The sequence below is a fragment of the Hymenobacter sp. 102 genome (assembly GCF_049949205.1).
Classification (GTDB): domain Bacteria; phylum Bacteroidota; class Bacteroidia; order Cytophagales; family Hymenobacteraceae; genus Hymenobacter.
The window spans coordinates 467,519-493,288 of record NZ_CP188172.1 but is presented as its reverse complement, the minus strand read 5'-3'; the positions used below and the strand labels follow the sequence as shown (position 1 = coordinate 493,288).

At 63.1% G+C, this 25,770-nt stretch carries 22 protein-coding genes; 17 read left to right on the top strand and 5 right to left on the bottom strand.

What is annotated here, in order from left to right:
- The first annotated feature begins 96 nt into the window (after positions 1-96).
- Positions 97-2,436 carry an amylo-alpha-1,6-glucosidase gene (locus ACN19L_RS02140; RefSeq protein WP_426491909.1) on the top strand — a complete coding sequence of 780 codons (2,340 nt, stop codon included), beginning with the start codon at positions 97-99 and terminating at the stop codon, positions 2,434-2,436.
- Positions 2,437-2,596: 160 nt separating this feature from the next.
- Here ACN19L_RS02140 and ACN19L_RS02135 read toward each other — a convergent pair whose 3' ends face one another.
- Positions 2,597-3,475 carry a DoxX family protein gene (locus tag ACN19L_RS02135; protein ID WP_426491908.1) on the bottom strand — a complete coding sequence of 293 codons (879 nt, stop codon included), beginning with the start codon at positions 3,473-3,475 and terminating at the stop codon, positions 2,597-2,599.
- 236 nt (positions 3,476-3,711) lie between these two features.
- Here ACN19L_RS02135 and ACN19L_RS02130 point away from each other — a divergent pair, with 236 nt between their 5' ends.
- On the top strand, positions 3,712-4,782 hold the full coding sequence (locus ACN19L_RS02130; RefSeq protein ID WP_426491907.1) for a serine hydrolase domain-containing protein: 1,071 nt from the start codon (positions 3,712-3,714) through the stop codon (positions 4,780-4,782).
- A 118-nt stretch (positions 4,783-4,900) separates the two neighbouring features.
- Entirely contained in the window at positions 4,901-5,776 is an 876-nt protein-coding gene (locus tag ACN19L_RS02125; protein WP_426491906.1) for an aldo/keto reductase, read from the top strand.
- Between the two features lie 135 nt (positions 5,777-5,911).
- On the opposite strand, the gene ACN19L_RS02120 is transcribed toward ACN19L_RS02125, so the two are convergent.
- A complete protein-coding gene (locus ACN19L_RS02120) occupies positions 5,912-6,406 on the bottom strand; it encodes a hypothetical protein (RefSeq protein WP_426491905.1) in 495 nt (164 codons plus the stop codon).
- A 351-nt stretch (positions 6,407-6,757) separates the two neighbouring features.
- Here ACN19L_RS02120 and ACN19L_RS02115 point away from each other — a divergent pair, with 351 nt between their 5' ends.
- The 11 genes from ACN19L_RS02115 (at position 6,758) to ACN19L_RS02065 (ending at position 18,223) form a co-directional block, all read left to right on the top strand.
- Positions 6,758-7,093, top strand: a complete 336-nt coding sequence (locus ACN19L_RS02115) for a hypothetical protein (RefSeq protein WP_426491904.1) — start codon at positions 6,758-6,760, stop codon at positions 7,091-7,093.
- A gap of 151 nt (positions 7,094-7,244) precedes the next feature.
- On the top strand, positions 7,245-8,360 hold the full coding sequence (locus tag ACN19L_RS02110; protein ID WP_426491903.1) for an OmpA family protein: 1,116 nt from the start codon (positions 7,245-7,247) through the stop codon (positions 8,358-8,360).
- A gap of 240 nt (positions 8,361-8,600) precedes the next feature.
- The gene (locus ACN19L_RS02105) at positions 8,601-8,843 is read left to right on the top strand and encodes a hypothetical protein (protein WP_426491902.1); all 243 of its coding nucleotides are present in this window, start codon (positions 8,601-8,603) and stop codon (positions 8,841-8,843) included.
- Between the two features lie 467 nt (positions 8,844-9,310).
- Positions 9,311-10,336 carry an NADPH-dependent aldehyde reductase Ahr gene (gene ahr, locus ACN19L_RS02100; protein WP_426491901.1) on the top strand — a complete coding sequence of 342 codons (1,026 nt, stop codon included), beginning with the start codon at positions 9,311-9,313 and terminating at the stop codon, positions 10,334-10,336.
- Between the two features lie 373 nt (positions 10,337-10,709).
- Positions 10,710-11,486 carry an isocitrate lyase/PEP mutase family protein gene (locus ACN19L_RS02095; protein ID WP_426491900.1) on the top strand — a complete coding sequence of 259 codons (777 nt, stop codon included), beginning with the start codon at positions 10,710-10,712 and terminating at the stop codon, positions 11,484-11,486.
- 12 nt (positions 11,487-11,498) lie between these two features.
- Entirely contained in the window at positions 11,499-12,578 is a 1,080-nt protein-coding gene (locus ACN19L_RS02090) for a bifunctional transcriptional activator/DNA repair enzyme AdaA (RefSeq protein WP_426491899.1), read from the top strand.
- An 81-nt stretch (positions 12,579-12,659) separates the two neighbouring features.
- Positions 12,660-12,797: a hypothetical protein gene (locus ACN19L_RS02085; RefSeq protein ID WP_155832933.1), complete on the top strand. Its 138-nt coding sequence runs from the start codon at positions 12,660-12,662 to the stop codon at positions 12,795-12,797.
- 235 nt (positions 12,798-13,032) lie between these two features.
- Positions 13,033-13,665: an FKBP-type peptidyl-prolyl cis-trans isomerase gene (locus ACN19L_RS02080; RefSeq protein WP_426491898.1), complete on the top strand. Its 633-nt coding sequence runs from the start codon at positions 13,033-13,035 to the stop codon at positions 13,663-13,665.
- 73 nt (positions 13,666-13,738) lie between these two features.
- On the top strand, positions 13,739-14,389 hold the full coding sequence (locus ACN19L_RS02075; RefSeq protein ID WP_426491897.1) for a hypothetical protein: 651 nt from the start codon (positions 13,739-13,741) through the stop codon (positions 14,387-14,389).
- A 136-nt stretch (positions 14,390-14,525) separates the two neighbouring features.
- The gene (locus ACN19L_RS02070; RefSeq protein ID WP_426491896.1) at positions 14,526-16,460 is read left to right on the top strand and encodes a KUP/HAK/KT family potassium transporter; all 1,935 of its coding nucleotides are present in this window, start codon (positions 14,526-14,528) and stop codon (positions 16,458-16,460) included.
- A gap of 185 nt (positions 16,461-16,645) precedes the next feature.
- Complete coding sequence (locus ACN19L_RS02065) at positions 16,646-18,223, top strand: S8 family peptidase (RefSeq protein WP_426491895.1); 1,578 nt, start codon at positions 16,646-16,648, stop codon at positions 18,221-18,223.
- A gap of 88 nt (positions 18,224-18,311) precedes the next feature.
- Here ACN19L_RS02065 and ACN19L_RS02060 read toward each other — a convergent pair whose 3' ends face one another.
- Together ACN19L_RS02060 and ACN19L_RS02055 are read right to left on the bottom strand one after the other, a co-directional pair.
- A complete protein-coding gene (locus tag ACN19L_RS02060) occupies positions 18,312-18,950 on the bottom strand; it encodes an NAD(P)H-dependent oxidoreductase (RefSeq protein ID WP_426491894.1) in 639 nt (212 codons plus the stop codon).
- Between the two features lie 82 nt (positions 18,951-19,032).
- Positions 19,033-20,838 carry a M61 family metallopeptidase gene (locus ACN19L_RS02055; RefSeq protein WP_426491893.1) on the bottom strand — a complete coding sequence of 602 codons (1,806 nt, stop codon included), beginning with the start codon at positions 20,836-20,838 and terminating at the stop codon, positions 19,033-19,035.
- A gap of 243 nt (positions 20,839-21,081) precedes the next feature.
- Here ACN19L_RS02055 and ACN19L_RS02050 point away from each other — a divergent pair, with 243 nt between their 5' ends.
- The 3 genes from ACN19L_RS02050 to ACN19L_RS02040 all read left to right on the top strand — a co-directional run bounded on the left by ACN19L_RS02050 (position 21,082) and on the right by ACN19L_RS02040 (position 23,584).
- Positions 21,082-21,633, top strand: a complete 552-nt coding sequence (locus ACN19L_RS02050) for a C40 family peptidase (protein WP_426491892.1) — start codon at positions 21,082-21,084, stop codon at positions 21,631-21,633.
- Positions 21,634-22,334: 701 nt separating this feature from the next.
- The gene (locus tag ACN19L_RS02045; protein WP_426491891.1) at positions 22,335-22,775 is read left to right on the top strand and encodes a DUF2147 domain-containing protein; all 441 of its coding nucleotides are present in this window, start codon (positions 22,335-22,337) and stop codon (positions 22,773-22,775) included.
- Between the two features lie 182 nt (positions 22,776-22,957).
- Entirely contained in the window at positions 22,958-23,584 is a 627-nt protein-coding gene (locus ACN19L_RS02040) for a hypothetical protein (RefSeq protein WP_426491890.1), read from the top strand.
- 89 nt (positions 23,585-23,673) lie between these two features.
- Here ACN19L_RS02040 and ACN19L_RS02035 read toward each other — a convergent pair whose 3' ends face one another.
- Entirely contained in the window at positions 23,674-25,692 is a 2,019-nt protein-coding gene (locus tag ACN19L_RS02035) for a M1 family metallopeptidase (protein WP_426491889.1), read from the bottom strand.
- Positions 25,693-25,770 lie beyond the last annotated feature (78 nt).

Sequence of the window (25,770 nt, the reverse complement as noted above, 5' to 3'; positions counted from 1 at the left end):
GTAGTGGACCACCGCTGTATGTGCCGGGGCGTACAAGCTCAGCCGTTACCCGCTCGGGCCTGAGGACTTACCTTTGCCGTCCCTAGTCCGTTGCCTATGTCTTCCTTCCTGGTTCGCCGGGCCGCGCCGCTGCTGCTGCTGGCCGTGGCCGCCTGCACCGCTGCCCGCCCCGGCCGCCCCACTGCCATGTCCCGTCCCTCGGCCCCCGATTTGCTGGCGCAGATGCGCATGGTGGTGCCCCGCGCGGCCAACCGCCCGGTGTCGTTTACCAACAAAGCCGCCGCCTATTACTTCACCCAGACGCACCGCACCGACCACCCCGAGTGGAGCTGGTTTGAGGGCCTGAACGTGGCCAAAAACCGCGTGTTCGGCGGCTACGCGCTGTGGGTGAACGGCCAGCCCCTCGATAATGCCGCCGCTACCGAAGTGGCCGTGTACCCGCACCAGTTGCAGCGCCGGCACGCCGGCGGCGCGGTGGAAACCCTGTGGCTGCTGGATGAGCGCAACGTGCTGGCCGTGGACCTTGACCAGATCCACAACGCGCCCCTGGCCCTGCACCTGAAGGGCGAAAAAGTAAACTTCCTGCGTCAGCAGGCCAACGTGGCGTTCTTCTCGGCGCGGGAGGGCAACTTCCTGATAGCCGTGGCCCCGCGCCAGGCCGGGCAGGCGCTGACGGTAGAAAACCAACGCGCCCAGACTACCGGCGGCACCGGCTTTCTGGTGGCGGTGGGCAAGGATGAGGCAGAGGCCACGGCCCTGATTCGGGAGGCGCAGCAGCGGGGCGAGGAGCTGAAGCAGGCCCGCCGCACGCGCATGGGCGAGTACCTGCGCGGCCCCGTGTACCTGCACAGCCCCCACGACTCGCTGACTCAGGCCCTGCGCTGGCTGCACGCCACCACCGACCAGCTCATCACCCACCAGCAGGGCGAGGGCATTTACGCCGGCCTGCCGTGGTTCAACGAGTACTGGGGCCGCGACGAGTTCATCTCGCTGCCCGGCACGGCCCTGGTGACGGGGCAGTTTGGCCCCGCCCGGCGCATTCTGCTGTCGTTTGCCCAGTACCAGCAGCTCGACCCCACCTCGCGCTACTACGGGCGGGTGCCCAACATCGTCAACCCCAGCAACATCGACTACCACACCACCGACGGCACCCCGCGCTTCGTGCTGGGGCTGCAGGACTACGTGCGCTACTCCGGCGACACCTCCCTGGTGCGGCAGCTCTACCCCAACGTGCGGGCCAGCATTGAGGGGGCGCTGAAGTACTGGACCGACGACAAGGGCTACCTGCTGCACGAGGACAACGAAACCTGGATGGACGCCCGCGACCAGAACCTGGTGGCCTACACGCCCCGCGGCACCCGCGCCAACGACATCCAGGCCCTGTGGGTGGAACAGCTGCGGGCCGGTGCGGCCTTTGCCGCGTTGCTGCACGACGCCGGCCGCCAGCAGCAGTGGCAGCAGCTGGCCGACCGGGTGCAGGCCCACTTCGCCCGCGACTTCGCCCCCGATTCCCAACACCCCTACCTGGCCGACCGCCTCGACGCCCAAAACCGCCCCGACTTCACCCTGCGCCCCAACCAGCTCTACGCCCTCGACCTGGTGCCCGACACCGCCCTGCGCCGCCAGGTGGTGCGCCAGTGCTGGCAGGAGTTGGTGTACCCCTGGGGCGTGGCCTCGCTCAACCGCCAGGACCCGGCCTTCCACCCCTACCACCTTGCCCCCGGCGTGTACCACAAGGATGCCGCCTACCACCGCGGGGCCGTGTGGCTCTGGAACAACGGCATTGCCATGCAGCGCATGCTGGAAGCCGGGCAGTCGGCCACGGCCTGGCAGCTGTTTGCGAACATGAACCGCCAGGCCCTGACCCGCGGCGTGGTGGGCGGCCTGAGCGAAAATATGGACGCCTACCCCCACCCCGGCGAAGCCTGGCCCCGCCTCACCGGCACCTATCTGCAGGCCTGGTCCAACGCCGAGCAGCTGCGCGTGTGGTACCAGTATTTCCTCGGCATCCGCCCCGACCTGGGCACCGGCCGCCTCACGCTGGCCCCGCGCCTGCCCCAGGCCTGCCCGGCCCTCGGCTACACCGTGCGCCTCGGCGCGGGCCAACTCGATGCCCAGTACCAGCCCGGCCCCACCACCTCCCACAGCTACACCCTGCACGGCCTCAGCACCACCGCCGTGGTGGACGTTGCGCCCTTCCCTACCCAGCAAGTGCAGCTGCCCGACGGGGCCACGCTGCACCTGCGCCAGTCGGCCCGGGAGCTGCGGGTGCAGGTGCTGGATGCCCGGGGCCGCCCCCTCGCCACCCACACCCTGCTGCCCGACGCGGCCCGCCAGGCCCTACAGCAGCAGGACGATGCCGCCCTGGCCGGCGTGCCCTTCGCCCAGCCCCTCGACCTCAGCCGCCACCCCGTGATGCAGGCGGATAAGAAGTAGCCGGGGCTGGCAATGCGGGTAGTTACACTTTGCGCCAGAAACCGTAGGGTGTGGGCTTGTCCCCGCCCGCCATTCGCGCTGATGGCGGGGCTTGCTCCCGCCCGTTGCAGCCAGAATTGTTGAATCCGTACCAACGGAGGGCGGGGACAAGCCCCGCACCCTACTGCGCCACGCCCAGCCGGGCCCGGTACGTCACCATATCGCCGGGGCCGAACTCGATGCGGCGGTTATCGGCCCCGGCCAGCTCGAAGTCGCCGTTGAGGGTGAACTTCACTTCCGTGGTGCGGTAGCCGGTGTGGGTGGTCACAACGGCGCGGTAGAGACTGTCGGGCACTACGGGCGTGAGGAACAGGTCCTGCTCCCAGCTCAGGGGTTTGTCGCGGCCGCGCAGGCCCACCTGCTTTACCGGGCCGTGGCCGCTCACGTCGAGCAGGTACACCACGGTTTTGTCGTGGGCGGGCTGCACGCAGCCGGGGAGCAGCAGCGCCAGCAGGGTCAGCAGGGCCAGGGCAGTGGCGGGGCGCAACGGGGCCACCGCCGGGGCGGCCGGGCCGGGGCGGAGCCAGCGGGCCAGCAGGTAATCGAGGCCGAAGCGGCCCGAGCCGAGCACCAGGGCCATCAGGCTTACCCACAAAAAACCCGCGGCCGGCAGCGTGTTCCACATGCCCTGCGGCAGCTGCTGCATGAAGATGGCCACCAGCATGGTGCAGCTGATGAGGAAGGCTGACACCCGCGTGCCCAGCCCGGCCAGCAGCAGCAGGCCGCCCACCGCTTCGCTGAACGCCCCCATCCAGGCAAAGAAGGCGGGAAGCACGGCGAAGATGCCACCATACGCGGCCACGTCCTGCGGAAACCAGAAGGCCACCTCAAACAGGCCCAGGTTGTTGTCGGGCGGCGACCAGGGCAGGCCGAACTTGGCGGCCCCAAACTCGGCGGTGAGCAGGTAGCCGCACACTACGCGGGGCAGCAGCAGCAACGCATCCTGCCACCAATGGGGCAACACAACGGGTTCGAGAAGCGGACGTAGGAGGCGGAACATGGCAGCGAGGGTTGGAGGTGAAGGGAAAGACTTGTCGGGCTTATCCGGGCCGGAGCAGCCAGCAAGTGAGCCAAAGCACGGCAACTCCCCACCTTCCGGTGCTTCAATTCATATATTGACACCTCAAGAGGGCTGATATAGGACGCTTTTCGCGCATTTGCGCCGGTCAGAGCTTTGCTCTGCCCCGCCGCCCGTATCCATACTCCAGGCTGTTATTATCGTATCAACTTGTAATTATGTCCTTCTTATTCTGGTATCGAATGCTGGTGGTGGGGTTGATGGTACTGCCCGTAGGGGGCTACGCGCAGGGCTCCATTGCCCGGCTGCTCCTGGTCGAATATGAGGCCGGGCGTTTCAGCGGCACAGTGCTGGTGGCCCACGAGGGTCGGCCCACCACCCGCATCAGCTACGGCCTGGCCAACCGGCAGTTCGCCGTTCCCATCGGCCCCGACACCCGCTTCCCCATTGCCTCGCTGTCGAAGACGTTCACGGCCATTCTGGTGCTGCAGCTGGTCGAGCAGAACCAGCTTCGCCTAAGCAGTAAAGTCGCCGCGTACCTACCGGAGCTACCGGTCAACTGTCAGTACATTACTCTGCTGGACCTGCTTACCCACCACTCGGGCCTGCGGAATGAACCACAGGATGCTTACGCCGCCCCGTACTCACCGGCGCAGTACGTCAGCCGGTTCGTACGCCGCGACGAGGCCCGCCGGCCCGGTACGTTTCACTACAACAACGTGGATTACGTGGTGCTGACGCGGGTGCTGGAGGTGGTGACGCAGCAGCCGTTTGCCCGCCTGCTGCAGGCCCGCATCTTCACGCCGCTTGGAATGCACGACTCGGGTGTGGTGCAGGAAGAGCGGGTAATACCGCGCCTGGTCTACGGCTACCACAACTACACTTTCGGGGCCGGCACCACCCGCGACACGCTCCGCAACGATGCGCCCCGCTACCTCTCCAACTACGCCGGGGCCGGGGCCCTCTACTCCACCGCCGCCGATCTGCTGCGCCTGACGGAAGCCCTGCGCCACCACACGCTGTTGTCGGCCGCTACCACGGCCGCGCTGGTACGGCAACCTCAGCAGTCGGCTTTCATCGACTACGCCCGGGGCTACCCCACCATCGGCTTTTACTACAACGACAAAACCCTGCCCCGGCCCGTGTTGGAACGGCGCGGCAGCATCGAGGGCTTCAACTCCGTCCTGCTCACTGACCCGGAATTTCGCCGCGTCGTACTTATACTCACCAACACCGACGCCGCCGACCTGGAAGTGCTGGCAGATAAGATCTATAAGGCGGCTCGTTGATTACTCTTCCCAGTACCCAAACACCAACGGCAGCACCGTTTAAACTGACGTAACACAGATTGCCAGCGCCGGCATTCAGCCGATTCTTTGGTATTCCTTCCTCCTCATCCTTTCGTTTATGACGTCCACCATTACCATTGCCCCGCACTCCGCGCACCCGCTCACCGTGGCGCGGCTAGGCTACGGCACCATGCGGCTCACCGGGCCCGATATCTGGGGGGAGCCGGCCAACCGCCCCGAGGCCCTGCAGATTTTGCGTGAGGCCGTGGACGTAGGCGTCACCTTCCTCGACACGGCCGACTACTACGGTGAGGACGTGACCAACCGCCTGATCCGCGAGGCGCTGCACCCCTACCCGGCCAACCTGGTAATCTGCACCAAAGTGGGGGCCACCCGCCGCCCCGATAAAAGCTGGGTACCCTACAACCGCCCCGAGCAGCTGCGGGCCAGCATCGACAACAACCTGCGCACCCTGGGCCAGGAGCAGATGCAGCTGGTGCACCTGCGGCTGATGGGCGCAGGCCCGGTGCCGCTGGAGGAGCAACTGGGGGCCATGTTTGAGCTGCAACTTGAAGGTAAGGTGCTGCACGTGGGCCTGAGCAACGTTACGCGGACCGAGCTGGAAGCAGGGCTGCAGCAGGGGCCCATTGCCACCGTCGAGAACATGTACGGCCACGCCCAGCGCACTACCCTGGTGCATGCCCATGGTACCAACCCCGGCGGTGCGGAAGTGCTGGAGTTATGCGAGCAGCACAGCATTCCGCTCATTCCGTTTTTTTCCCTGCTGCACGCGTTGCCCCACTCCAATACCCGCGTGGCCGAAGTAGCCCGCCACCACGGTGTCACGGAAGCCCAGCTCCATATTGCCTGGCTGCTGCACAAGTCGCCCTGGCTGCTGCCGATTCCGGGCACCTCCCGGCTGGCTCACCTGCGCGAAAATCTGGCTGCCGCCGCTATCCGGTTGGACAGCGCGGAAATGGCGTACCTGGAGTAAATCATTTCCGACGATAGTTAACCAGCAAAAAGCCGCCACACCTGCGTACTGGTGCGGCGGCTTTTTGGCGGTGGTCCGGATGGGTAGCAGCTAGTTCCGGCAGATGGGGCGTCGGAAGCAGAAGCAGCCGGTCGTTTACTTGGTTGCAGCGGGCGGTGTGGCCGGGTGGCGGCGCTCCTCCTCTTTCCGATAGAAAGCCAGTTCCTGCTGGTAGGGGGCATAGTTCCAGTCGGGGCGGGCGGTGGCGGCGGTGCGGGCGGCCGTGGTAAGGGCCGTCAGCTGCTCCGGAGTCATTACCGAGGCGGTGGAATCGGCCAGCAACGCTTGGTGGCGCTGTTCCAGCAGGGCTTCCAAAGCCTGAATTTCGGGGCCGCCTTTGCCTTTGAAGGTTTCGGGGGCCGTGCGCTTGCGCTGCACGTTTTCGCCGCGGTACGTGAACAGCGTAACACCCCGGCCCAGCACTGGGGTAGTGGCAGTACCGGCCGCTTGGTGGGCAGCCTTGTTCTTTTTCTGGCGGGCGGCCAGCGTGGCCGCTGCGGTGGCGGCCCGGGTAGCATTCATTATCAGGCTTATCTGAGCCTGAGCCTGCTGAATAGTCAGTGCCGCCGCAAGGGTAATGATGTACTTCATACGATAGTAGAAAAAAATGAGGTAGAGAAAAAAGAGCCGCAAGCTACGCAGGAATCCACGGCCGGCCGAGTCGTGCGGGAGCTTGCGTAGCTTACAGCCGCTTTTGTGTCCCTGCCCTATGCTGCGCTTCGTTTTCTTCCCTGCCTTCGTATGCCCGCTACTGGTGGCCGGCGGGCTGTTGGGAGGCGCCCCCGCCCAGGCCCAGCCCCTCCCTGTACCGCGCGACACCTCCTTCACCACCTACAGCGCCTTCCTTAAGGCCCGCAAGCAGCACCCCAGCATTAGTATTGCCCGGACGCCGGTGCCCGGCACTGTTCGCAGCCACGTGAACGTGCCCTTCGCTATAGCCACGTGCAGGCCATTGTGGATGTGGATGGCATTCTGGCCTTCACCCACCCTGAATCAGGGGAAGGCGACGACACCAAGGGCCTTTCGGCGGCCACGCAGTGGCTGGGCAGCAGCCGGCTCGCCAGCCACTGCGTGGCCCCAGGCCTCGGCCCTGAGCCACATTGGTCCGGGCACGCCGGCCGCGACGACGTGCACCGCCAGCTAACTGCGCTGGGCATCTACTCCCAAGAGCACTCCTTTCCCGAGGCTCCGCACCCCTTTCCGCTATTCAACCCCTGGTTTGCGCCCACGCTGGAGTACACCGTGCAATTTCTGCAGCGCATATTCGGCCGGCCCTAATCCGGACGGCTTGCGTTCAACCCCGGTTCGGGCCGATATTTCAGCCATACAACCAAGCTGATGTGAACAGTCCGCCACCCGGAGTCCGGCGCGTGACTCCTGCTGCTACCCTCGCCCCGCTCCCGGGATAAAGTCTACCACAGCAATAACCATGAAAAACGTCGTTACCTCACTGCTATTCGTCGCCTTTGCTGCGTTGAGCGGGCAGGCCCAGTCGTTATCCGGGGTGTGGCAGGGCGTAGAAACCGACACCGGTGACCGGGACGGGTATTGGCCGGCCCTGCTGCGCGTGCAGCAGAGCAAATCGGGCAATGTATTAGGAGTACTCTACCAGGAAGTGGGCGAAGCGCCGCAGGTAAGCGTAACGTTTCAGATCCGGGCCACCCGCACTGCCGGGGGCCTGCAGCTGGAGCACGTGCGTAAACTGGCCGAAACCGGCCGCAGCCCCTTCAGCTACTGGTGCGACGGCGCCATCACCTTCACCTACGACGCCGCCCAGGAAAGGCTGACCGGCCGGGCTACCTACCGCCCCGTAGGCGACTGTGACCACGGCACTTTTGTGCTGTACCGGGTCAAGCTCAAATCGGCTGCCACGGTGCCGGCCGGGGCCGAAACGACCATTCGAGTATCGGGCCGCAACGTGCTCTGGTACGCTGATGCCGAGCTGAAGCAGCCTGTGGCTACTGGCAACACCTACCGCACCCGCCTCGGCCAAACCACCACCTTCTACCTTACCCAAGGCTTCTATCCCACCCGCGAAAGCGCGGTTATTCCTATCACGGTGCAGGTTGAGGGGGGCCTTCTGCCCGCGCAGCCTGCTCCCGTAGCCACGCTGCCCGGGCGCACCATCTCGGGCGTGCCCGCCCCGCCCCCAGCGGCGCTGCCCCCAACGCTGCGGCCTGTTGCGCCCGGGCCACCAGCGGCTCCGGTGCTGTCGGAGCGGCCGGTGGTGCTACCCACCGTGCTATTTAAGCTGGGCTCCCCGGAGCTGTTGCCCGAAAGCCGGCCGGCGTTGCAGCAGCTGGCCGCCGAGCTGCTGCAGCGCCCTGGGTTGCGCATTCTCATTGCCGGACACACCGACAAAATTGGTGAGCCCCAGAAAAACCAGGTTCTCAGTGAGCAGCGGGCCGAGGCCGTCAAGGCGTTTCTGGTGCAGGCCGGCGTGGCTCCCGACCGCATACGCACCACGGGCTACGGCGACGCCCGCCCCCTGCACCCCTCCCCCGACGCCCGCAACCGCCGGGTAGAGGTGAGCGAGGCGAAATAAAGCTGCCCCCACGTGTGCAAACCGGACCAGATCAGCACCCAGCTTGTACCCGGTTTTTCTCTCGCGACGTCAATGCGACTGTATGTACTTTTTCTGTTCTCACTCCCCGTATTTCGTACCCTGGAGCAGGCGGATACCAGCCGCCCAACCACAGCCGCAATCCGCATCGGACATTTTGCGAGGGTGGAGCTGCTGCCGGTTACTACGCTCCTTCAGGATACCGTTCTGATTAAGCCATCCGTGCCAGTCTTCTGGTACCAGGCTGATGTCAACCACGACAACGCGCCTGATTTTCTGGTGCGCGCCCTCGTAACCCGGAGCGGAAAGCGCAAGGGCTCGGAGGAATTGCTGGTCCTGACCGGTGGCCCTTACCCAGCTATTGTTGAGCTTGACAACGCCCGGTTCACCTCCGGCAACCATCCGGAGCGGGTAGCGCCCCCCTTGCACAGCAAGGGTCGGGCCTACGTTGTGTACCGCACATGAACAGCACTCTGTACCGCGCAAAGCAGCCGCCCCACCTACCATCTCACCTTTGATACGCTGTATCTGGTGCAGCACCGCCCGATGCTATACGCGGCTTCACTGGGCCCCACCTGCCGCATTGCCACTGGTCCGCGGTTCACTGGCAGCAGTTTAGCCCTGCGGATTACTCGTACCTGTGACAACTGCTGCAGCAGATTCGGTAACAGCCTGCGCAATCACGCTGCGCCGTTCACTGCACTGATGATCAGACGTATTATCGCCACGTCACATTCACCGATGGCAGGACTATCAATAGTCAGGACTACCGTATGCAGGGAACGTATGGTCTGGCGTTATTCTACCAGTTCCTCTGGATGCGGTGCCGGCCTTCCGGCCAGGCTCAACCTTTTTTCCGCCGCGTGGTTTAACGCATCTGTGCGGCACTGGCAGCATTGTTCCTGTTCTTCTACCCCCCAACCAAACCACGCATGGCACAAGTACACGCCTGGGCGGCCCAAGCGGCCAAAGCTCCCCTCGAATCGTACTCCTACGACCCTGGCCCGCTGGGCCCCGAGGACGTTGACATTGAAGTAGAATACTGCGGCGTGTGCCACTCCGATTTGTCGATGCTCGACAACGAGTGGGGCATCAGCGCCTACCCCTTTGTGCCCGGCCACGAGGCCATCGGCCGGGTGGTGGGCCTGGGCGACATTGCCCGCCAGAAGGGCCTGCAGATCGGGCAGCGCGTGGGCGTGGGCTGGAACGCGGGTAGCTGCCTGCACTGCGCCCACTGCCTCGACGGTGAGCATCAGCTCTGCTCCACGGTGCAGCCTACCATTGTGGGCCACCACGGCGCGTTTGCTCAGCAGGTGCGCAGCCACTGGGTGTGGGCCGTACCCATTCCGGAAGGCGTTGATGCGGCCTCAGCCGGGCCGCTGCTCTGCGGCGGCATCACCGTTTTCTCCCCCCTCCTCGACCAGCAGGTGCTGCCCACGCACAAGGTGGGCGTGTTTGGCATTGGCGGGCTGGGCCACATGGCTATTAAGTTTATGAGCGCCTGGGGCTGCGACGTGACGGCCTTTACCAGCAGCGCCGCCAAGCACGAGGAAGCCCGCGCCCTGGGGGCCCACCACGCAGCCTCCAGCACCAATGCCGAGGAGCTGAAAGCCTTGGCCGGCACTTTCGACTTCCTGGTCATCACTGCCAACGTGCCCCTCGACTGGAACGATATCATTGCCCTGCTGAAGCCCACCGGCAAGCTGCACTTTGTGGGGGCCGTGCTGGAGCCCGTGCCGGTACACGTGATGGCGCTGGTGCTCGGCAAAAAGTCGCTGGCCGGCTCGCCCACCGGCAGCCGCCGCCAGATTGACGAGATGCTGCGCTTTGCCGCCCGCCACCAGATTGCGCCCGTGGTGGAGCACTTCCCCATGAGTCAGGTGAATGCTGCTATGGACCACCTACGCGCCGGTAAGGCTCATTACCGCATCGTGCTCGACGCCGACTTCGCCAAGTAAGCCCCGGCTTTCCGACTCTGTTACCGCCGCCCCCGCTGCCCCGTGCCGCGGGGGCGGCTTGGGTAAGGGCTTTGAGCAGTTTTCCAGTCCATGTCCCCCCTCAATCGTTCAGCTCCCCTCTCTCCCTTTTGAGGGAGGTCGGGGGGCGGTCCTGCTGAGCCTGTCGACGGATGGCTACCGCTTCGACGGATTTGCTTGGACAAAGTGGGAACGATACGTTGACAAGCTCAGCAGGACGTTCCACTACTTTTTGAATAGACTTCTGATACGCCTCCGAGTAGCCCGGAAAAAAATACGTGTTCAGTTTCCGGTTGCGGGCCGGGGTGGTGATGAGCGAGGTTTGCCGCCGAATTCACCTTCTGCACCTGTCCCTATGTCCGCCGAGCTATACCAGCGCTTCTGCGCCCTTCACCACCAATCTGAGGCCCTGCTGCTGCCCAACGCCTGGGACGCCCGCAGCGCCGCCGCCTGCACGGCCGCCGGTTTTGCCGCCGTGGGTACTTCCAGCGCCGCCATGGCCGATATGCTGGCCTACCCCGATGGCGAGCAGCTTCCCTTCGACACGCTGTTGTACCTGGTGAGCCGCCTGCGCGCCGCCACCCCACTGCCCCTCACCGTGGACCTGGAGGGTGGCTACAGCCCCGACCCGCGCCAGGTGGCCGAACACCTGCACGCGCTACTCCGGCTCGGCGTGGTGGGCATCAATATCGAAGACTCGGTGCCCACCGCCAGCGGCCCGCGCTACCTGCGCCCCGCCGCCGAAATGGTCGCCCTGCTCCACCACCTGCGTGCGTACTGCGTCGAGCACCAGTTGGCCGTGTTCCTCAACGTGCGCACCGACACCTACCTGCTCCCCATCCCCGATCCGCTGGCCGCAACCCAAGGCCGGGCCGCCGCCTACGCCGCTGCCGGAGCCGATGGCCTGTTCGTACCCGGCCTCACCGACCTGGCCGCCATGCGGACTTTGCACCAGCACACGGCGCTGCCGCTCAACGTGATGGCCCTACCCCAGCTCCCGTCCCTGCCCGACCTGGCCGCAGCCGGCGTGCGCCGCGTGAGCATGGGCAACTTCCTGTACGAGGCCGCCTCGCCTCTGCCGCTGGCCCGGCGCGTAGCCGAATCCGCTAGCCTGTCTCCGCTCTTTACCTGACCTTTGCTGCCCATGCCAACCACGTTGCCGCTGCCCCCCACCGCTGAGTGCTACCACGCCCTGGTGGCCCGCAATGCCGCCTACGAGGGCCGCTTTATTGCTGCCGTGCGCACCACGGGCATCTTCTGCCGTCCTACCTGCCGGGCCCGCAAGCCCAAGGCCGAGAACGTGGAGTTCTTTGCCACCACCCGCGAGGCCCTGGTACACGGCTACCGCCCCTGCAAGGTGTGCGCCCCACTGGCCGCCACCGGCTCCGATGCGCCCGCCTTTGTGGCGCAGCTGCTGGCCCGGCTGGCCGCCGACCCCGCCACCCGCATCCGCGACGAGCACCTGCGGGCCCTGGGCCTGGAGCCGGCCACCGTGCGGCGCTGGTTCCTGCGCACCCACGGCCTCACGTTTCAAGCCTACCAGCGCCTGTACCGGCTCAACACTGCCTTCAAGCAGCTTCAAAGCGGCTCGCCCGTCACCGAGGCGGCGTTTGGCAGCGGGTACGAGTCGCTGAGCGGGTTTCAGGAGTCGTTTCGGACGGTGTTTGGGGCCGCGCCCAGCCACAGTCGCCAGCAGCAGGTCATCGACCTCACCCGCCTCGATACACCGCTGGGTCCCATGGTAGCCGCCGCTACTGCCGCGGGCGTATGCCTGCTCGAATTCACTGACCGCCGGGGCCTCGAAACCGAGCTACAGGACCTCAGCCGCCGCGTGCAGGCCCCCGTGGTGCAGGGCGAAAATCCGCATTTCGGCCCCTTGCGGGCGCAACTGGCCGAGTATTTTGCCGGCACGCGGCGTAACTTCACGGTGCCGCTGCATACGCCCGGCTCGGCCTTCCAGCAGCAGGTGTGGCAGGCACTCACGCGCATTCCCTACGGCCACACCCGCAGCTACGGGCACCAGGCAGCTACCCTGCAGCGCCCTCAGGCAGTGCGCGCCGTGGCCGCCGCCAACGGTCAGAACCGGGTGGCCATTCTCATTCCCTGCCACCGCGTTATCGGGGCCGATGGGAAGCTTACGGGCTACGCTGGCGGCCTGTGGCGCAAGCAGCGCCTGCTGGAACTGGAAAACGGGCAGCCTACCCTATTCACGGATAAAAAATGATGCTTGCATAACATTTTATTCATATTCGCGTACTATCTTTGCACCCAACAAACTGACTACCATCATTCTAGCCATACCTGCATGAAAAAGTCCACTGCTGCCGTTTCTTCGCTGCTGGTACTGGGAGGCCTGGGCTCCCTGAGCTTCCTAGCCGCCCAAGTGCGCGACCTGAACCTGTTCTTCGACCTGCGCGACGAAGAGGAGCTGCACTTCTGCTAAGCAGGAGCTGCTACCGGTTTTACCCGTCACACCCCACCCATTCGGTGGGGTGTGCTGTTTTCAGGTGGTTTTGTGACCTTCACGCTCAGGAGGTTATCCGTCCCGGGCAAAAAAAACCATATCCATTCGCGGCGGTTTTCGGTACTTCACAGCGGCGACCCATGGGGGGCCGCTGCACAAACGTACCCGCCAACCACCCGGCCCGGCCCGGGAAACCGGCAAAATCCTCGATTTTATGAACCTGACCGGCTTGAAAGAGCAAATCAGCTACATCATCGGCCGCGACATGGCCCGCAACTTCGCCCAGCAGGGCCTCGACCTGGACATCGACGTGTTTGCCCAGAGTATGAAAGAAGCCCTGACCGGGGAGCCCAGCCGTCTCACCCCCGAGCAGATGCAGAGCGCCATGCAGCAGCTGCAGGAGCAGTTGGGCGGTGGTGATGACCAAGATGATACCCAAGACCCCAACGCCATGAACAACAACAAAGCCGAAGGCGACGCCTTCCTCCAGGAAAATTCCCAGAAATCGGGCGTGACTACCCTGCCCAGCGGCCTGCAGTACGAAGTGCTGACGGAAGGTACCGGTCCCAAGCCCGGTCCTTCTTCGTCGGTGACTACCCATTACCACGGCACGCTCATCAACGGTACCGTATTCGACTCCTCGTACCAGCGCGGCCAGCCGGCCACCTTCGGCGTCAATCAAGTAATTGCCGGCTGGACAGAAGCGTTGCAGCTGATGCCCGAGGGCTCGAAGTGGCGCCTGTACATTCCTTCCAACCTGGCTTACGGCAAACGCGGCGCCGGCCGTGACATTGGCCCCGACTCAGCGTTGATTTTTGACGTAGAGCTGCTGAAAGTAAACCGCTAGCCCGAAGCCGATTACATTTTTTACATAGCTGACTGAGAGGCTACTGACTAATGTAATCAACCTCTTCACTTACATGAGAGCCCCGCTGCCACCCGTGCGCCTCGTTTCCCCACCATGGGTACGAACCACCACCGGCAGCGGGGCTTTTGCCGCTATGTCCGCCTCCGATTCGACTCTTCCCCCAGCCCTGCCGCCCGCCGATGAGCCGGCATCCCACTGGCCTGCCCCGCCGGCTCCACCCCAGCCGCCACCGCCGCCCGAGCAATTTACGGAGCTGCGCAGCGAAGACGGCCGGGTGGCCCTGACCAACACCGGGCTGGAGTTGCGGGAGGAGCTCTTTGGCTGGCGGGAACTGGAGGGCGTGGAGGTGCGCCCGGTGCGCTGGCTGCTGGGGGTACTGCTGGGGATTTTTGTGCTCGGCACATTTCTGCTCGGGTACCTGCAGTTCTGGCTGCGAATGGTGCCGGCGGCGCTGGGAGTGGGCGCGGGCCTGGCCCTGCTGGCCTGGGGCGTGCGGGGTACCAACCGCTGGCGCGTGTACCGGCCCGGCCGGGAGCCGTACCATGTGGCCCTGTCGGGGCCGGCCGCCAGTTGGGCCGGGCTGGCTCTGGAGGCCAACCGCCGCATCCGGCAGCGCCACGACGAGGCGGCGGCGGCGGCGGCTTATGCCCTGGCGCTGGCCGACTGGCAGGCGGCGGCCCGGCCACCGGCACTCCTGCCCTGACCTGACGTATCAGCCAAGCCGGTTAGCCGTTTCTTCCGCTGCTGCGTAAGCGCGGCTAGTACCGGCTTTCCGGTTCAACTACTACCTTTGGCCCCGCTCGTCAAAAAACGGCTATTCTCTCACTACTACCCCGCACATGGACGCCAAACACCAGCACACCGCCATTTCCACGGCGGGCTTGCTCATTGCCCTCGGCATTATCTACGGCGACATCGGCACCTCGCCGCTGTACGTAATGAAGGCCATTGTGCCGGAGCAGATTAACCCAATGCTCGTGCTGGGGGGAATTTCCTGCGTTTTCTGGACGCTCACCCTGCAAACTACCATCAAGTACGTCATGCTCACCCTTAACGCCGACAACAACGGGGAAGGGGGCATCTTTTCGCTGTACGCGCTGGTGCGCCGGCGTGGGGCCTGGCTGTCGGCCATTGCCATCATCGGGGGCTCAGCGCTGCTGGCCGACGGGGTAATTACGCCGCCCATTTCAGTTTCCTCGGCTATTGAGGGACTGGAAGCCGTGTACCCCAATATTCCCACGGTACCCATTGTCATTGGCATTATTGCGGGGCTGTTTCTGCTGCAAAGCTTTGGTACCCAGATTGTGGGCAAGGCGTTCGGCCCGATTATGTTCGTGTGGTTTTCCATGCTGGCCGTGCTGGGCGTAACCGGCGTGTTGCAGCACCCGGAAATTCTGAAGGCCCTCAACCCCTACTACGCCTACGATCTGCTGGTGAACTACCCCGGCGGGTTCTGGCTGCTGGGCGCGGTATTCCTGTGCACCACCGGGGCTGAGGCGCTGTATTCCGATCTGGGCCACTGCGGCAAGGGCAACATCCGCATCAGCTGGATTTTTGTAAAATCGTGCCTGGTGCTGAATTACCTGGGGCAGGGCGGCTGGCTGCTGGCCCACCAGGGTGAGATGCTCAATAAGCGCAACCCTTTTTATGAACTGATGCCCGAGTGGTTTCTGCTCATCGGGATTGGCATTGCCACTATTGCCGCCATCATTGCCTCGCAGGCCCTCATTACGGGCTCATTTACGCTGGTGGCCGAGGCCATCCGACTGAACATGTGGCCCAAGGTAAAGCTCAACTACCCTACCGATGTGAAGGGCCAGCTGTACGTACCCAGCATGAACCGCCTGCTGCTGCTGGGCTGCATTGCCGTGGTGCTGTACTTCCAGAAATCGGAGAATATGGAAGCGGCCTACGGCCTGGCCATCACGCTTACCATGCTGATGACCACCATCCTGCTCATTATGTGGCTGCGCACCAAGCGGGTGCCGCTGCCGGCCATTCTGCTGTTCGGGCTGGTTTACGGAGCTATTGAGGGGTCGTTCCTGATTGCCAACCTCATCAAATTTCCCCACGGCGGCTGGGTTTCCCTGGCCATTGGCATCACCCTGATGGGCGTCATGTACGTGTGGCTCCGGGCCTTCTACATCAAGCGCCGCCTCACGGAATTCGTCAAGATTGACCCGTACATTGATGCTCTGAAGGAGTTGAGCAACGACGAAACCGTGTCCAAGTACGCCACCCACCTGGTGTTCATGTCATCGGCCGAGCGGCAGTCGGAAATCGAGTCGAAGATCATCTATTCCATCTTCCAGAAGCGCCCCAAACGGGCTGATATCTACTGGTTTGTACACGTGGATACTACCGATGAGCCGTACACCATGGAGTATAAAGTGACGGAGCTTGCCCACGACGACGTGTTCCGCATCACGTTCCGGCTGGGCTTCCGGGTGGAGCAGCGCATCAACCTGTACTTCCGCAAAGTGGTGGAGGACCTCGTGCGCAACAAGGAAGTGGATATTACGTCCCGCTACGAGTCGCTGAGCAAGCAGCACGTAACCGGCGACTTCCGCTTCGTGGTGCTGGAGAAGTTCCTCTCGGTGGAAAACGAATTCCCGATGGTGGAGAAGCTGGTGATGCAGGCGTACTTCTACATCAAGCAGTTCATTGCCTCCGAGGACAAGTATTTCGGGCTGGATACCAGTTCGGTGAAGGTGGAAAAGGTACCGCTGGTGCTTACGCCCGTCCGCGACGTGGCCCTGAAGCGCGTGCAGTAGATCTGCTCAGCCAGAAGTTCAGATCCAACGCGCCCCCTTGCCACTTGGTGAGGGGGCGCGTTGCGTTTACCGGCAGCCGGTTTCCGAATTACTCGGCAAGCCGAACATAATTCTACACATTGTAACTCCCTACTATTCAGCTTTCTTTAGCTACTGTTCTTTTCCCAACCAACACCCACCATTCTATGCGTTTTTTACCCCTAGCCACCGCGGCGGGGCTGGCCGTGGCTTTCACTGCCTGTCAGCAGGAAGCCAGTGAGCAGCTGCCCACGCCCCAACCCGACCCCACCACGGCCCTCTCGCAGCAGCAGCTGGACGAGCAGATTTACAGCACCCTGCGCCAGCAGGGCCGGTTCGACTGGAATGCGGCCCCGGCCCACACCGTGTGGAGCGCCCTGCGGCAATCCGACCAAGTGTTGTCGGTGGGCTACCGCCCGGCCACGGTGCGGGCCTCGGCTCCGCTGCCCGAAGATGCCCGCCTAAGTCCCGAGTGGCAGCAGGCCCGCGCCGAGGTGCTGGCCCTGATTCTGCGCGAGGAGCAACGGGCACACCCTGAAATGACGGCCGACAAGCTGCAGGTATTTGAGCCGAATGCGTTGCCGGTGCTGACGGTAACGGTGCGGGAGCTGAGCACGATTAAGGCCCTGCGCGCCTCCGGGCTGGTGCGCTACGCCGAGCCCATTGGCTACGAGCCCTATCACCCGGCCGCCAGCAAAGCCGCCGCCATTCTCAGCAGCAGTGGCTGCGGCAGCAACGTGGCCACCGCCGGGCTGGTGGCCGGCGCCGACTACACGGTGCTCAGCAACGGCAGCAAATCCTCCTGGAACCAGGCCGACGTGTACCACGGCATTCGGGCGGCCTGGAGCCAGAGCACCGGCCGGGGCTCCAAAGTGCTCATCATTGATACCGGTGCTTCGGATGGGCAGGAGAACCTGGGCGCGGCCTTCAACCAGGGCCTGAGTTCCGGCCGCACCCTGGAGCGGCTGGTGACGCTGCCCCGCAACACCATCTTCGGCATTCCCTACGGCGACTACGAAACGCCCAACGACGGCTGCGGCCACGGCACCGGTATGGCCGGAGCCTGCGCGGCCCCCCGTGGCACCGATGGCGCCAGTGTGGGCGTGGCCTACAACGCCAACCTGATTACGGTGCGCGCCGCTGAAGATGTATTTCTGGATGCCAGCCGGGAGGTGCAGGGCGTGACGGATGCCTATCTGCTGGCCGGTAACCGCGCCGATGTGCGCATTATCAGCATGAGCATGGGCCGGATCACGTCGTCGTCGCAGATGACCGATGCTATCCGCTATGCTTACGGCAAGGGCAAGCTCATCTTCTGCGCGGCCGGCACTTCCTTTGACTGGTCGGCGGGCTTCGTAGGCGTCATCTACCCGGCCTCGTTGGCGGAGGCGGTGGCCGTTACGGGCATGAAGGATAACCTCACCACGCCTACCCGCTGCGACGAGTGCCACGTGGGTGCCGACGTGGAGTTTACCGTGGTAATGCAGCGCAGCAGCAATAACCTGCGCCCCCTTTCCCTGGCCATGACCGGCGACGCGCCCAGCACCATCGGCGGCTCCTCGGTAGCCACCGCCAGCATGGCCGGCATGGCGGCCGTGGTGTGGGCCAAATATCCCACCGAAACCCGCGCCCAGATTATGAGCCGCCTGGTAGCGGCCAGCTCCAACCGCGCCGCCCGCAACGCCAGCTTCGGCTGGGGCCGCGTGAACCTGGCTTCGGCCGTGGGGGCAACTGTGCTGCAGTAACCGGTTAGTCCCTGCAATACAAACGCCCGGACCGCGCAGTGCGGTCCGGGCGTTTGTATTGCAGGGGGTGCCAGCGGGGCGGGCCTAGCTAAAAAATCAGCCGACGCTGCGGCAGGTGGTGTAGCATCTCCACAAAATCAACTTCGGCCTGGGCCCGTTGCTCGGGGCTGAGTTGTTTGACGCCCCCAATCATGAATGGCTCGTACACGGCCATCCCGCAGAATGCCAGCGTACCGCGCAGCAGATGACTCAGCGTGCTTTCGAGTGTGGGCAGAGTAACTCCATCCCACAGGTGTTCGGGCGTGCCCGAGGTCAGAGACACCAAGGCCCTCTTGCCAGCCAATTCCTTCACGCCCCCATAAGCGAAGCCCACGGCCAGCACCCGGTCAATCCAGCCTTTCAGTATGGCCGGTACTGAATGCCACCACAGCGGAAACTGGAACAGCAGTAGGTCGCAGCGGCGCAGCTTATCCATTTCGGCTTGTACATCGGGAGCAAAAGTGCGGTTGGCTACAGCCGCCCGCTGCTGCGCCTGCAGATCAAAATAATCGGTGGACAGAGGCTCCGTAAAATCAGCCAGGCCAGCTACTGCACCGAACTCCTGCTGGTACAAATCTGAAATTTCGACAGTGTGGCCGGCAGCCGTCAGCGTAGTTTCGGCCAGGCGGGCCAGGTGGCCATTGAAAGAAGCTGACTCTGGATGAGCCAGCACAACTAATACGTGCATGCAACGAGGAGGAGTCCGGCAAATAGCCTCCAGGCTATTTACCGGGTGGAATCGGAGGGGTTAAAACAGGTTCCAGGTTAGGTTATTGCTTTACCGGCAGCCATTTGGCCAGTACCGTTTGCTGCTCGGCAGTGGGGGTAGCCTGGCGCTCGATGCGGTAGCGGCGCATTACCGAGGCCTGCAGCGGAATGTTAATTTCCTTGATCTGCCCGTCGCGGTTTACCAGAAACTTCACTTCCGAGCCCACGGCGCGGCCGGCCAGCAGCTTGTTGGGGTCGTCGGTAACGCGGGTGCCGTCGATGCTCAGGATTTCGTCGCCCACGCTCAGGCCGCCCTGCCAGGCGCTGCCGTCGCGCAGCACGCTGCTCACGGTTTGCTTGCCACCGGCGGGGCTGATGCTGGCACCCAACGCCGCGTCGGACGCGGCGGGGCCAGTTACGGTCAGCTTCAGGCCAGCGTAGCCCAGGGCCTGCTCGTAGGGCAGGGTTTCGGTACCGTACACGTAGCGGCGGAAGAAGTCATCGAAGCGGCGGCCTGCTATTTTAGCCACGGCGTCCTGGTACTCCTGGTCGGTAAAGCCGCGGCCTTGCTTCACGTAGTACTGGTCGTAGAGGTAGCGCATCACGTCGTCGAGACGCTTCTGGCCCTTGGTTTCATTAATCACCATCAGATCGAGCACCGCCCCGATTACCTCGCCCTTGTCGTAATAGCTGATGCCGGTATTTGAGGAGTTCTCGTTGGGGCGGTAGTACTTAATCCAGGCATCAAAGCTCGACTCGGCGGCCGACTGCTGCTTGTTGCCGGGCGTGTTTTCCACCCGCGTGATGCCGTTGCTCAGGTCACCCAGGTACTCGTCGGGGCTCACAAAACCGGCCCGCTGGGTAATCAGATTCGAAAAATACTCGGTGCCACCTTCGCTCACCCATAGCATGTGCGTGTAGTTTTCCTGGTCGTAGTCAAACGGGCCTAGGGCCACCGGGCGGATGCGCTTCACGTTCCAGAGGTGGAAGTACTCGTGGGCCACCAGCCCGAGGAAGCCCTTCCAGCCAGCCTCCGAGGAATAGGCGTTGCGCGACACCGACAGGGTGGTGGAAAACAGGTGCTCCAGCCCGCCCGTGCCCCGGTCGATGTTGTGCACGATGAACACGTAGCGGTCCAGTGGGTTCTGGCCAACTACTTTGTGAGCTTCCTCACACACGCGCTGCATGTCGCGGGTGAGCCGCTGCTCGTCCACCTTCGGGTCGCCGAACATAGCCACCGTGTGGGGCGTGCCGTTGGCGGTGAAGGTATAGAGCTTCTGGTTACCGATTTCAATGGGCGAATCGGCCAGCTCGTCGTAGCTGCCGGAGCGGAATGTAAAGGTGCCACCGGCGGGCTTCAGGCTGGTGCTCACCTGGCTCCAGCCCTGAGCGGGCTTCACTTCTAGGGTGCTAGGCAGTTGTTTACCCTCGGCGGGGTACATGAACACGCTGGTGCCGTTCACGTAGCCGTGGGCCGCATCAATAAAGCTGGTGCGCACGCTCAGCTCGAAGGCGTACACGCGGTAGTGCACCCGGAAGTTTTTGGCCTTGGGGTGATACACCCGCCAGGTATTCTTGGTAATCTTTTCGGTGCGCAGCTTTTCCGCGCCGGCCGAGGCCTCAAAGCCTTCCACGTTTTTCGAAAACTCGCGTACCAGGTACGAGCCCGGGGCCCACACGGGCATTTTCACGTCGGTGTAGGTTTTGCTGAAGCCGTCGAGCTGCATGTCCACCTCGAAGTAGTGGGTTTGCGGGGCGGGCATCGACAGGGTGTAGCGGATGGCGGGGGCCGCCGAGGCGGCGCTGGCCGTGCTCAGCAGGCCACCCAGGGCGGCAAGCGTCAGGTAGCGGGCAGAAATCAGGCGCATGAACGGGAAGGGGGGTGAGAAAGTAAACGGGTTGCCGGCCGATACCGCCGGGCGGCCAAAGAACGGGGAAAACCGTGGAAGGCTGCAACCCTGGCCGCAAAATTGCCAATACCTCTCCCCGCGTCGCTCCAACTCCCCCCTATTGTATCTATGATGCTTTCTTCATCACTGGCTTTACGCTTTACCCAACCTCCACCGGAACCCGCCCGTTACGGGAGCAACTCCACCGTGCGTCATCCTCCTATGCGTCTTGTCTGGCTGATATTTCTGGGATTGGTAGCAGGGCTGCTGGCCTGGGCCACGTATGCCCGTCTGCACTCTGCCCAAACCGGACCGGAAACGTCGGCCTCACTTCCCGCCCGTAAAACGGCCTACGTCATCCGTAACACCGCTTCCCCCCGCGCCGACAGCATCGTGGCCTTTGCTATGCGCCAGCTGGGCACCAACTACTGCTACGCCGGCAGTACCCCCGACACCGGTTTCGACTGCTCGGGCTTCGTGAACTACGTGTTTGCCCGCTACAAAGTACCGGTGCCGCACTCCACGGCCCTGCTCATTGATGTGGGCCGGCCGGTGCCCCGCCAGCAGGCCCGCCCCGGCGACATTGTGGTTTTCACGGGCACGGCCCAAACGGCTACCACGCCCGGCCACGCGGGCATTGTGCTCAGCCAGCCCGGTGAACCGCTGCGCTTCATCCACTCCTCCTCGGCCCGCCGCGAGTCAGGCGTCAAAATCAGCCAGGTAGAAGGCACCGATTACGAGCGGCGCTTTATGCAGGTGCGGCGGGTGCTGTGAGTGAGAGCTGAATTATGAGAGATGAATTATGAATTTGGTCGTGCTATTACTCATAATTCAACTCTCATAACTCATCTCTCATAGTACTATAAACGCAACGATGCCCGGTTGCCTGTGCAGACCTCCAAGGTGAGGGTGCTGGGCGACCGGGCATCTAATCCTTCAAATCTTACCAAGCGGTTGGCCTGGGGTACAGGCCCGCCATCTACGTATCAGGTAAGACCTTGCCAGAATGCGGGAAATAACTCAGTTAGGAGCGAGTTCCGCGCGAAGCTCTTGTTACGCGCGTCCGGCGGTGAAGCGGACTACATTCGACAGGCTTGGCAGGATTTGTTTGGGACTACTAGACATTTTGTACCTCCTTTCTTTAGATCCGACATAACCCGGGCCGCGCTTCCCAGCACCTTAGGGTTGCTTGGCGGGGGCTGTAGCACTCACTACGGTAGGTAAAGTTAAAAGCCCCCGGGATGGTTCAAAATAAAAAGGCCTTTTTTTAGGCCTCCCACGCCATATTTTCTTCATCTACCTGACCATCAAAGGTTTTAGCAAAACCTATTATACCTCTGGCTGCGCAATTGGCAGGCTGGCCCCAAAGTTGCAACTGCCACTCCGGACAATAGTTGAGTTGATGTGCATCGTCATTCCCGACTTTTCCTCTATCTTTTTCCCGAAAACCCCACATTTACTTCATCACCACCACCATGAAAAAAATTTTGTTCCTCTGCCTGGGCCTCTTTTTGGGTCTGATCGGTGCGGCCTCGGCCCAGTCCCTGTCTCCGCTGGGGGTGTGGACAAACGCTGAGAAAAAGGCCACGTTTGAGATTTACAAGTGCGGCAATAAGCTCTGCGGCAAAATTGTAACCCTTACCGTGCCCAACGACCCCAAAACCGGCAAGCCCAAGACGGACTCCATGAATCCCGACCCCAAGCTGCGCAGCCGCCCCCGTTTGGGCCTGGTGTTCATGCAGGGCTTCGAGTACGACAGCGACAATAAGTGGGACGACGGCAAGATTTACGACCCGGAAAGCGGCAAAACGTACTCCTGCTACATGAAAATGGAAAATGCCAACACCATGGAGGTAAAAGGCTACATCGGCTTCTCCCTCATTGGCAAGTCGCAGACCTGGACGCGGGTGAAATAAGCTGCGCCTTTGTTTAAAAAAAGCCTCTTCTATCTCAGAAGAGGCTTTTTTTATTGTTCACTGCCGGTTTGCCGGCGTGTGGCCCGCAGTTTGATTTAGGTTGAGGGACCACATGCTGGCCCGGGCCGACAAACCATTTGTGCCGGGCCGTGTTACCAACTGAACTCATCTGCACCACGTTGTTGAATTTTATTAAACGGCTTTTTTCCAGCTCCCATCCCGCTTCGGCGGAATGGCAGCCCTTGCAGCGCCACCCGGCCCACGAGCGGCGGCGGCAGCAGTGGCTGGCGGATGAGGTATTCCGCAACTGGACGGGACCGTTCTTTAAGGCCTACCACTACCAGAAGGCCGGCTTGCCGGGGGCCCGTTTCCGGGTGCAGCTAATCCGGGAAGCACATCTGCACGGGGCTGTCTTTCTATACGACCCCAGCATTGGTCCGGGTAACTTCCAGCACCTGTTCGATTATCTGCGGGACCGGGTGCTGGGGCTGGGCTATCACCTGGGTGCCGCCGATGAGCGCACTACCCGGCACGAGACCTTCACGGAATCTACCCAGAAGTATTTCCTGAAACCCCGCCCCCACGACTGCGCCAGCTCCGGCCGCTGCGACCAGCGCTTCGGTAACGTAACCGTGGATCTGGTGCGCATCAACGGGCAGCCCGGCTTTATCCGGGTGCTGAGCAACCCGTTTTCGGATGCCATCTTCACCCCGGCTGCTTCCTTCGATGAATTGATGGAGGCCGTATTCAACCAGCCGGCCCCTACCCCGGAAATTGAGCAGCGGATTGCGGAATACCGCAAGCTGTAATCTGCAGCAGGTTCTCCTGGCAATAACAGACCACCGCCCGCTTTTTCAGGAAAAGCGGGCGGTGTTTTTTGCAACAAGCCAGGCAGTTTCTATTCAGCGCGCACGAAGCGGGCCTGGGCGACCACGCCGCCTGACGCCAGCAGCCGGAGCTGGTAAAGGCCGGGAGCCAGCGCGGTTGTATGGAGAATGGGAACCGCCGCCGTCACGCGCTGACGCAGCACCACGCGCCCGGTAGCATCCAGCACCTCGGCCGTGGCCTGCCCGCCGCTGAAATCGGCCAGCCGAAGCTGGTCGCGGCAAGGGTTGGGATACAGCGTAAGGGCAGCCACAGCGGCGGCGGTGCGGGTGCCGGTCAGCAGGCCATTGTCGCGGGTGACGGTGCCGGCCCCGTTGAGCAGCCACTGGTCCGGGTCGACGCTGATGCTGCTGATGGGGCGCGTTTCGGCCACGGCCGCCGCTACCACCGGCTGGTACTGGTTCAGGCGCAAGGTGCGGGTACTGCCATCGGTGAAGGTGAGCCGGTAATCCACGTCCGTCAGGAAGAAGGGCGTGACGGCGGGCATGGATGTGGTTTCAGTATTCTGGATGTACACCAGCCCGTTGGCCTGATTCCAGCGCACGGCAAACGTGGGGTATCCTTCGCCCCGAAACCACTGGTCGAAGAAATACTGCAGGGAGCGGCCCGCTTCGGCCTCGAAGATGCGCTGCAGGTCGCGGGTGCGGGCAGTGCGCCCCCCGTAGGAACTCTGGTAGGTGCGCAGGGCCCGGAAGAATTTCACGTCGTCGTTGAGTACGTAGCGCAGCATATGCACCAGCGAAGCGGCCTTTTTATAGGTCAGGCGGTAGCTGAAAATACGGTTCACGACGCTGGTGTCCGACACAAATACGCTGCCGCCGGGCTGGCTTATGGCGGTGGCGTGGGCCTGGTCCATCCAGTTGCGGGCCGCAGCGGCCGAGCTGAACCGGTTCAGGGCCAAATACTCGCCGTAGGAGGCAAAGCCTTCGTTCAGCCAGATATCCTCCCAGGCCCCGCAGGTCACGTTGTCGCCAAACCACTGGTGCATCAACTCGTGAGCGGTGAGCGTGAACGTGAAACCGTCCTGGGTGGTCATGGTCTGGTGCTCCATGCCGCCCCCGAAAGGAGCCATGCTGTGCCCGTATTTCTCGTTGGCAAACGGATACAGCCCCACCAGCTCCGAAAAGTGCTCCAGAAAGCCCGGCGTGCGGTCTATTTCGGTACGGTAGGCGTTCAGATTAGCTTGGTTGTAGAGGTAATTGACGATGGGGATGCGCAAGCCGCCGGCGGGGTTGGCATAGTTCACGTACTCCACGTAGGGCCCCACGGCCACCGAAATCAGGTAGTAGGCAATGGGGTTGCGCGACTTCCACTCGTGGCGCACCCGGCCGTCGGGCAGCGCAGTGGTGCGTTGCAGCACCCCGTTGGAGCCAACCTTGTTGGTGGCCGCTGTTGACACCCACACGTCGGAGGAATCGGCTTTATCGGTGAGCGTCTGCTTGCAGGGCCACCACTCATAGGCGTTGTAGGGCTCCGAAAGGCTCCAGGTAGTGCTGACGCCGTACGTCGGGGCCACCCGGGTATCGAGGGCGTTGCCGATGGCCGCCGAACCACCGTTGGGTGCGGTGCCGCGGTAGTAAATCAGGGCGTTGAAGAGCGTGTTGGCCGCTACCGGCTGCCCCAGGCCCACGGTAACGTCGCCCAGTCCCTTGCGCCGGCTGCCCAACGCGGGTTTGCCGTTCACCACCACCGAGTCGATGGTGTGCGTGGAGTACAGTTCGAACGCCAGCGAATCAAGCCCCGCTGCGCCAGCCAGCGCTTTTATTGTTACCACGCCGCTTACGGAGCGGGTGGTGTTGGTCAGGTTCAGGTCCAGCTTGTAGTATTTCACGTCGTAGCGGGCCATTTTCTGGCGGTGGCTGAGGCTGGCGTAGGCCGGGCGTAGGGCACTGGTATGGGTACGGGCACAGGCCAGCGCCGCCGAGCCGTCCAGATCAATGGCGGCTGGTTGGTAAGCGGGCAACTGGGCAAAGGCCGAACTGCTCAGCCCCAGGATGAGCAGGGCCGCTGCGTAGTAACGAGAGGATAGCATAGAAACCGCGTAAGGTGGGATGAAAGCCTAAGGTACGGCACCATTGCCCGTGTCCGGCACCGTTCTGGTATAGATAGT

Coding starts and splice junctions, on each gene's coding strand:
- ACN19L_RS02065 (WP_426491895.1), top strand. CDS start 16,646: ATGCGTTTTTTACCCCTAGCCACCGCGGCGGGGCTGGCCGTGGCTTTC.
- ACN19L_RS02045 (WP_426491891.1), top strand. CDS start 22,335: ATGAAAAAAATTTTGTTCCTCTGCCTGGGCCTCTTTTTGGGTCTGATC.
- ACN19L_RS02060 (WP_426491894.1), bottom strand. CDS start 18,950: ATGCACGTATTAGTTGTGCTGGCTCATCCAGAGTCAGCTTCTTTCAAT.
- ACN19L_RS02075 (WP_426491897.1), top strand. CDS start 13,739: ATGAGAGCCCCGCTGCCACCCGTGCGCCTCGTTTCCCCACCATGGGTA.
- ahr (WP_426491901.1), top strand. CDS start 9,311: ATGGCACAAGTACACGCCTGGGCGGCCCAAGCGGCCAAAGCTCCCCTC.
- ACN19L_RS02130 (WP_426491907.1), top strand. CDS start 3,712: ATGTCCTTCTTATTCTGGTATCGAATGCTGGTGGTGGGGTTGATGGTA.
- ACN19L_RS02140 (WP_426491909.1), top strand. CDS start 97: ATGTCTTCCTTCCTGGTTCGCCGGGCCGCGCCGCTGCTGCTGCTGGCC.
- ACN19L_RS02050 (WP_426491892.1), top strand. CDS start 21,082: ATGCGTCTTGTCTGGCTGATATTTCTGGGATTGGTAGCAGGGCTGCTG.
- ACN19L_RS02095 (WP_426491900.1), top strand. CDS start 10,710: ATGTCCGCCGAGCTATACCAGCGCTTCTGCGCCCTTCACCACCAATCT.
- ACN19L_RS02090 (WP_426491899.1), top strand. CDS start 11,499: ATGCCAACCACGTTGCCGCTGCCCCCCACCGCTGAGTGCTACCACGCC.
- ACN19L_RS02135 (WP_426491908.1), bottom strand. CDS start 3,475: ATGTTCCGCCTCCTACGTCCGCTTCTCGAACCCGTTGTGTTGCCCCAT.
- ACN19L_RS02080 (WP_426491898.1), top strand. CDS start 13,033: ATGAACCTGACCGGCTTGAAAGAGCAAATCAGCTACATCATCGGCCGC.
- ACN19L_RS02055 (WP_426491893.1), bottom strand. CDS start 20,838: ATGCGCCTGATTTCTGCCCGCTACCTGACGCTTGCCGCCCTGGGTGGC.
- ACN19L_RS02035 (WP_426491889.1), bottom strand. CDS start 25,692: ATGCTATCCTCTCGTTACTACGCAGCGGCCCTGCTCATCCTGGGGCTG.
- ACN19L_RS02070 (WP_426491896.1), top strand. CDS start 14,526: ATGGACGCCAAACACCAGCACACCGCCATTTCCACGGCGGGCTTGCTC.
- ACN19L_RS02120 (WP_426491905.1), bottom strand. CDS start 6,406: ATGAAGTACATCATTACCCTTGCGGCGGCACTGACTATTCAGCAGGCT.
- ACN19L_RS02085 (WP_155832933.1), top strand. CDS start 12,660: ATGAAAAAGTCCACTGCTGCCGTTTCTTCGCTGCTGGTACTGGGAGGC.
- ACN19L_RS02110 (WP_426491903.1), top strand. CDS start 7,245: ATGAAAAACGTCGTTACCTCACTGCTATTCGTCGCCTTTGCTGCGTTG.
- ACN19L_RS02125 (WP_426491906.1), top strand. CDS start 4,901: ATGACGTCCACCATTACCATTGCCCCGCACTCCGCGCACCCGCTCACC.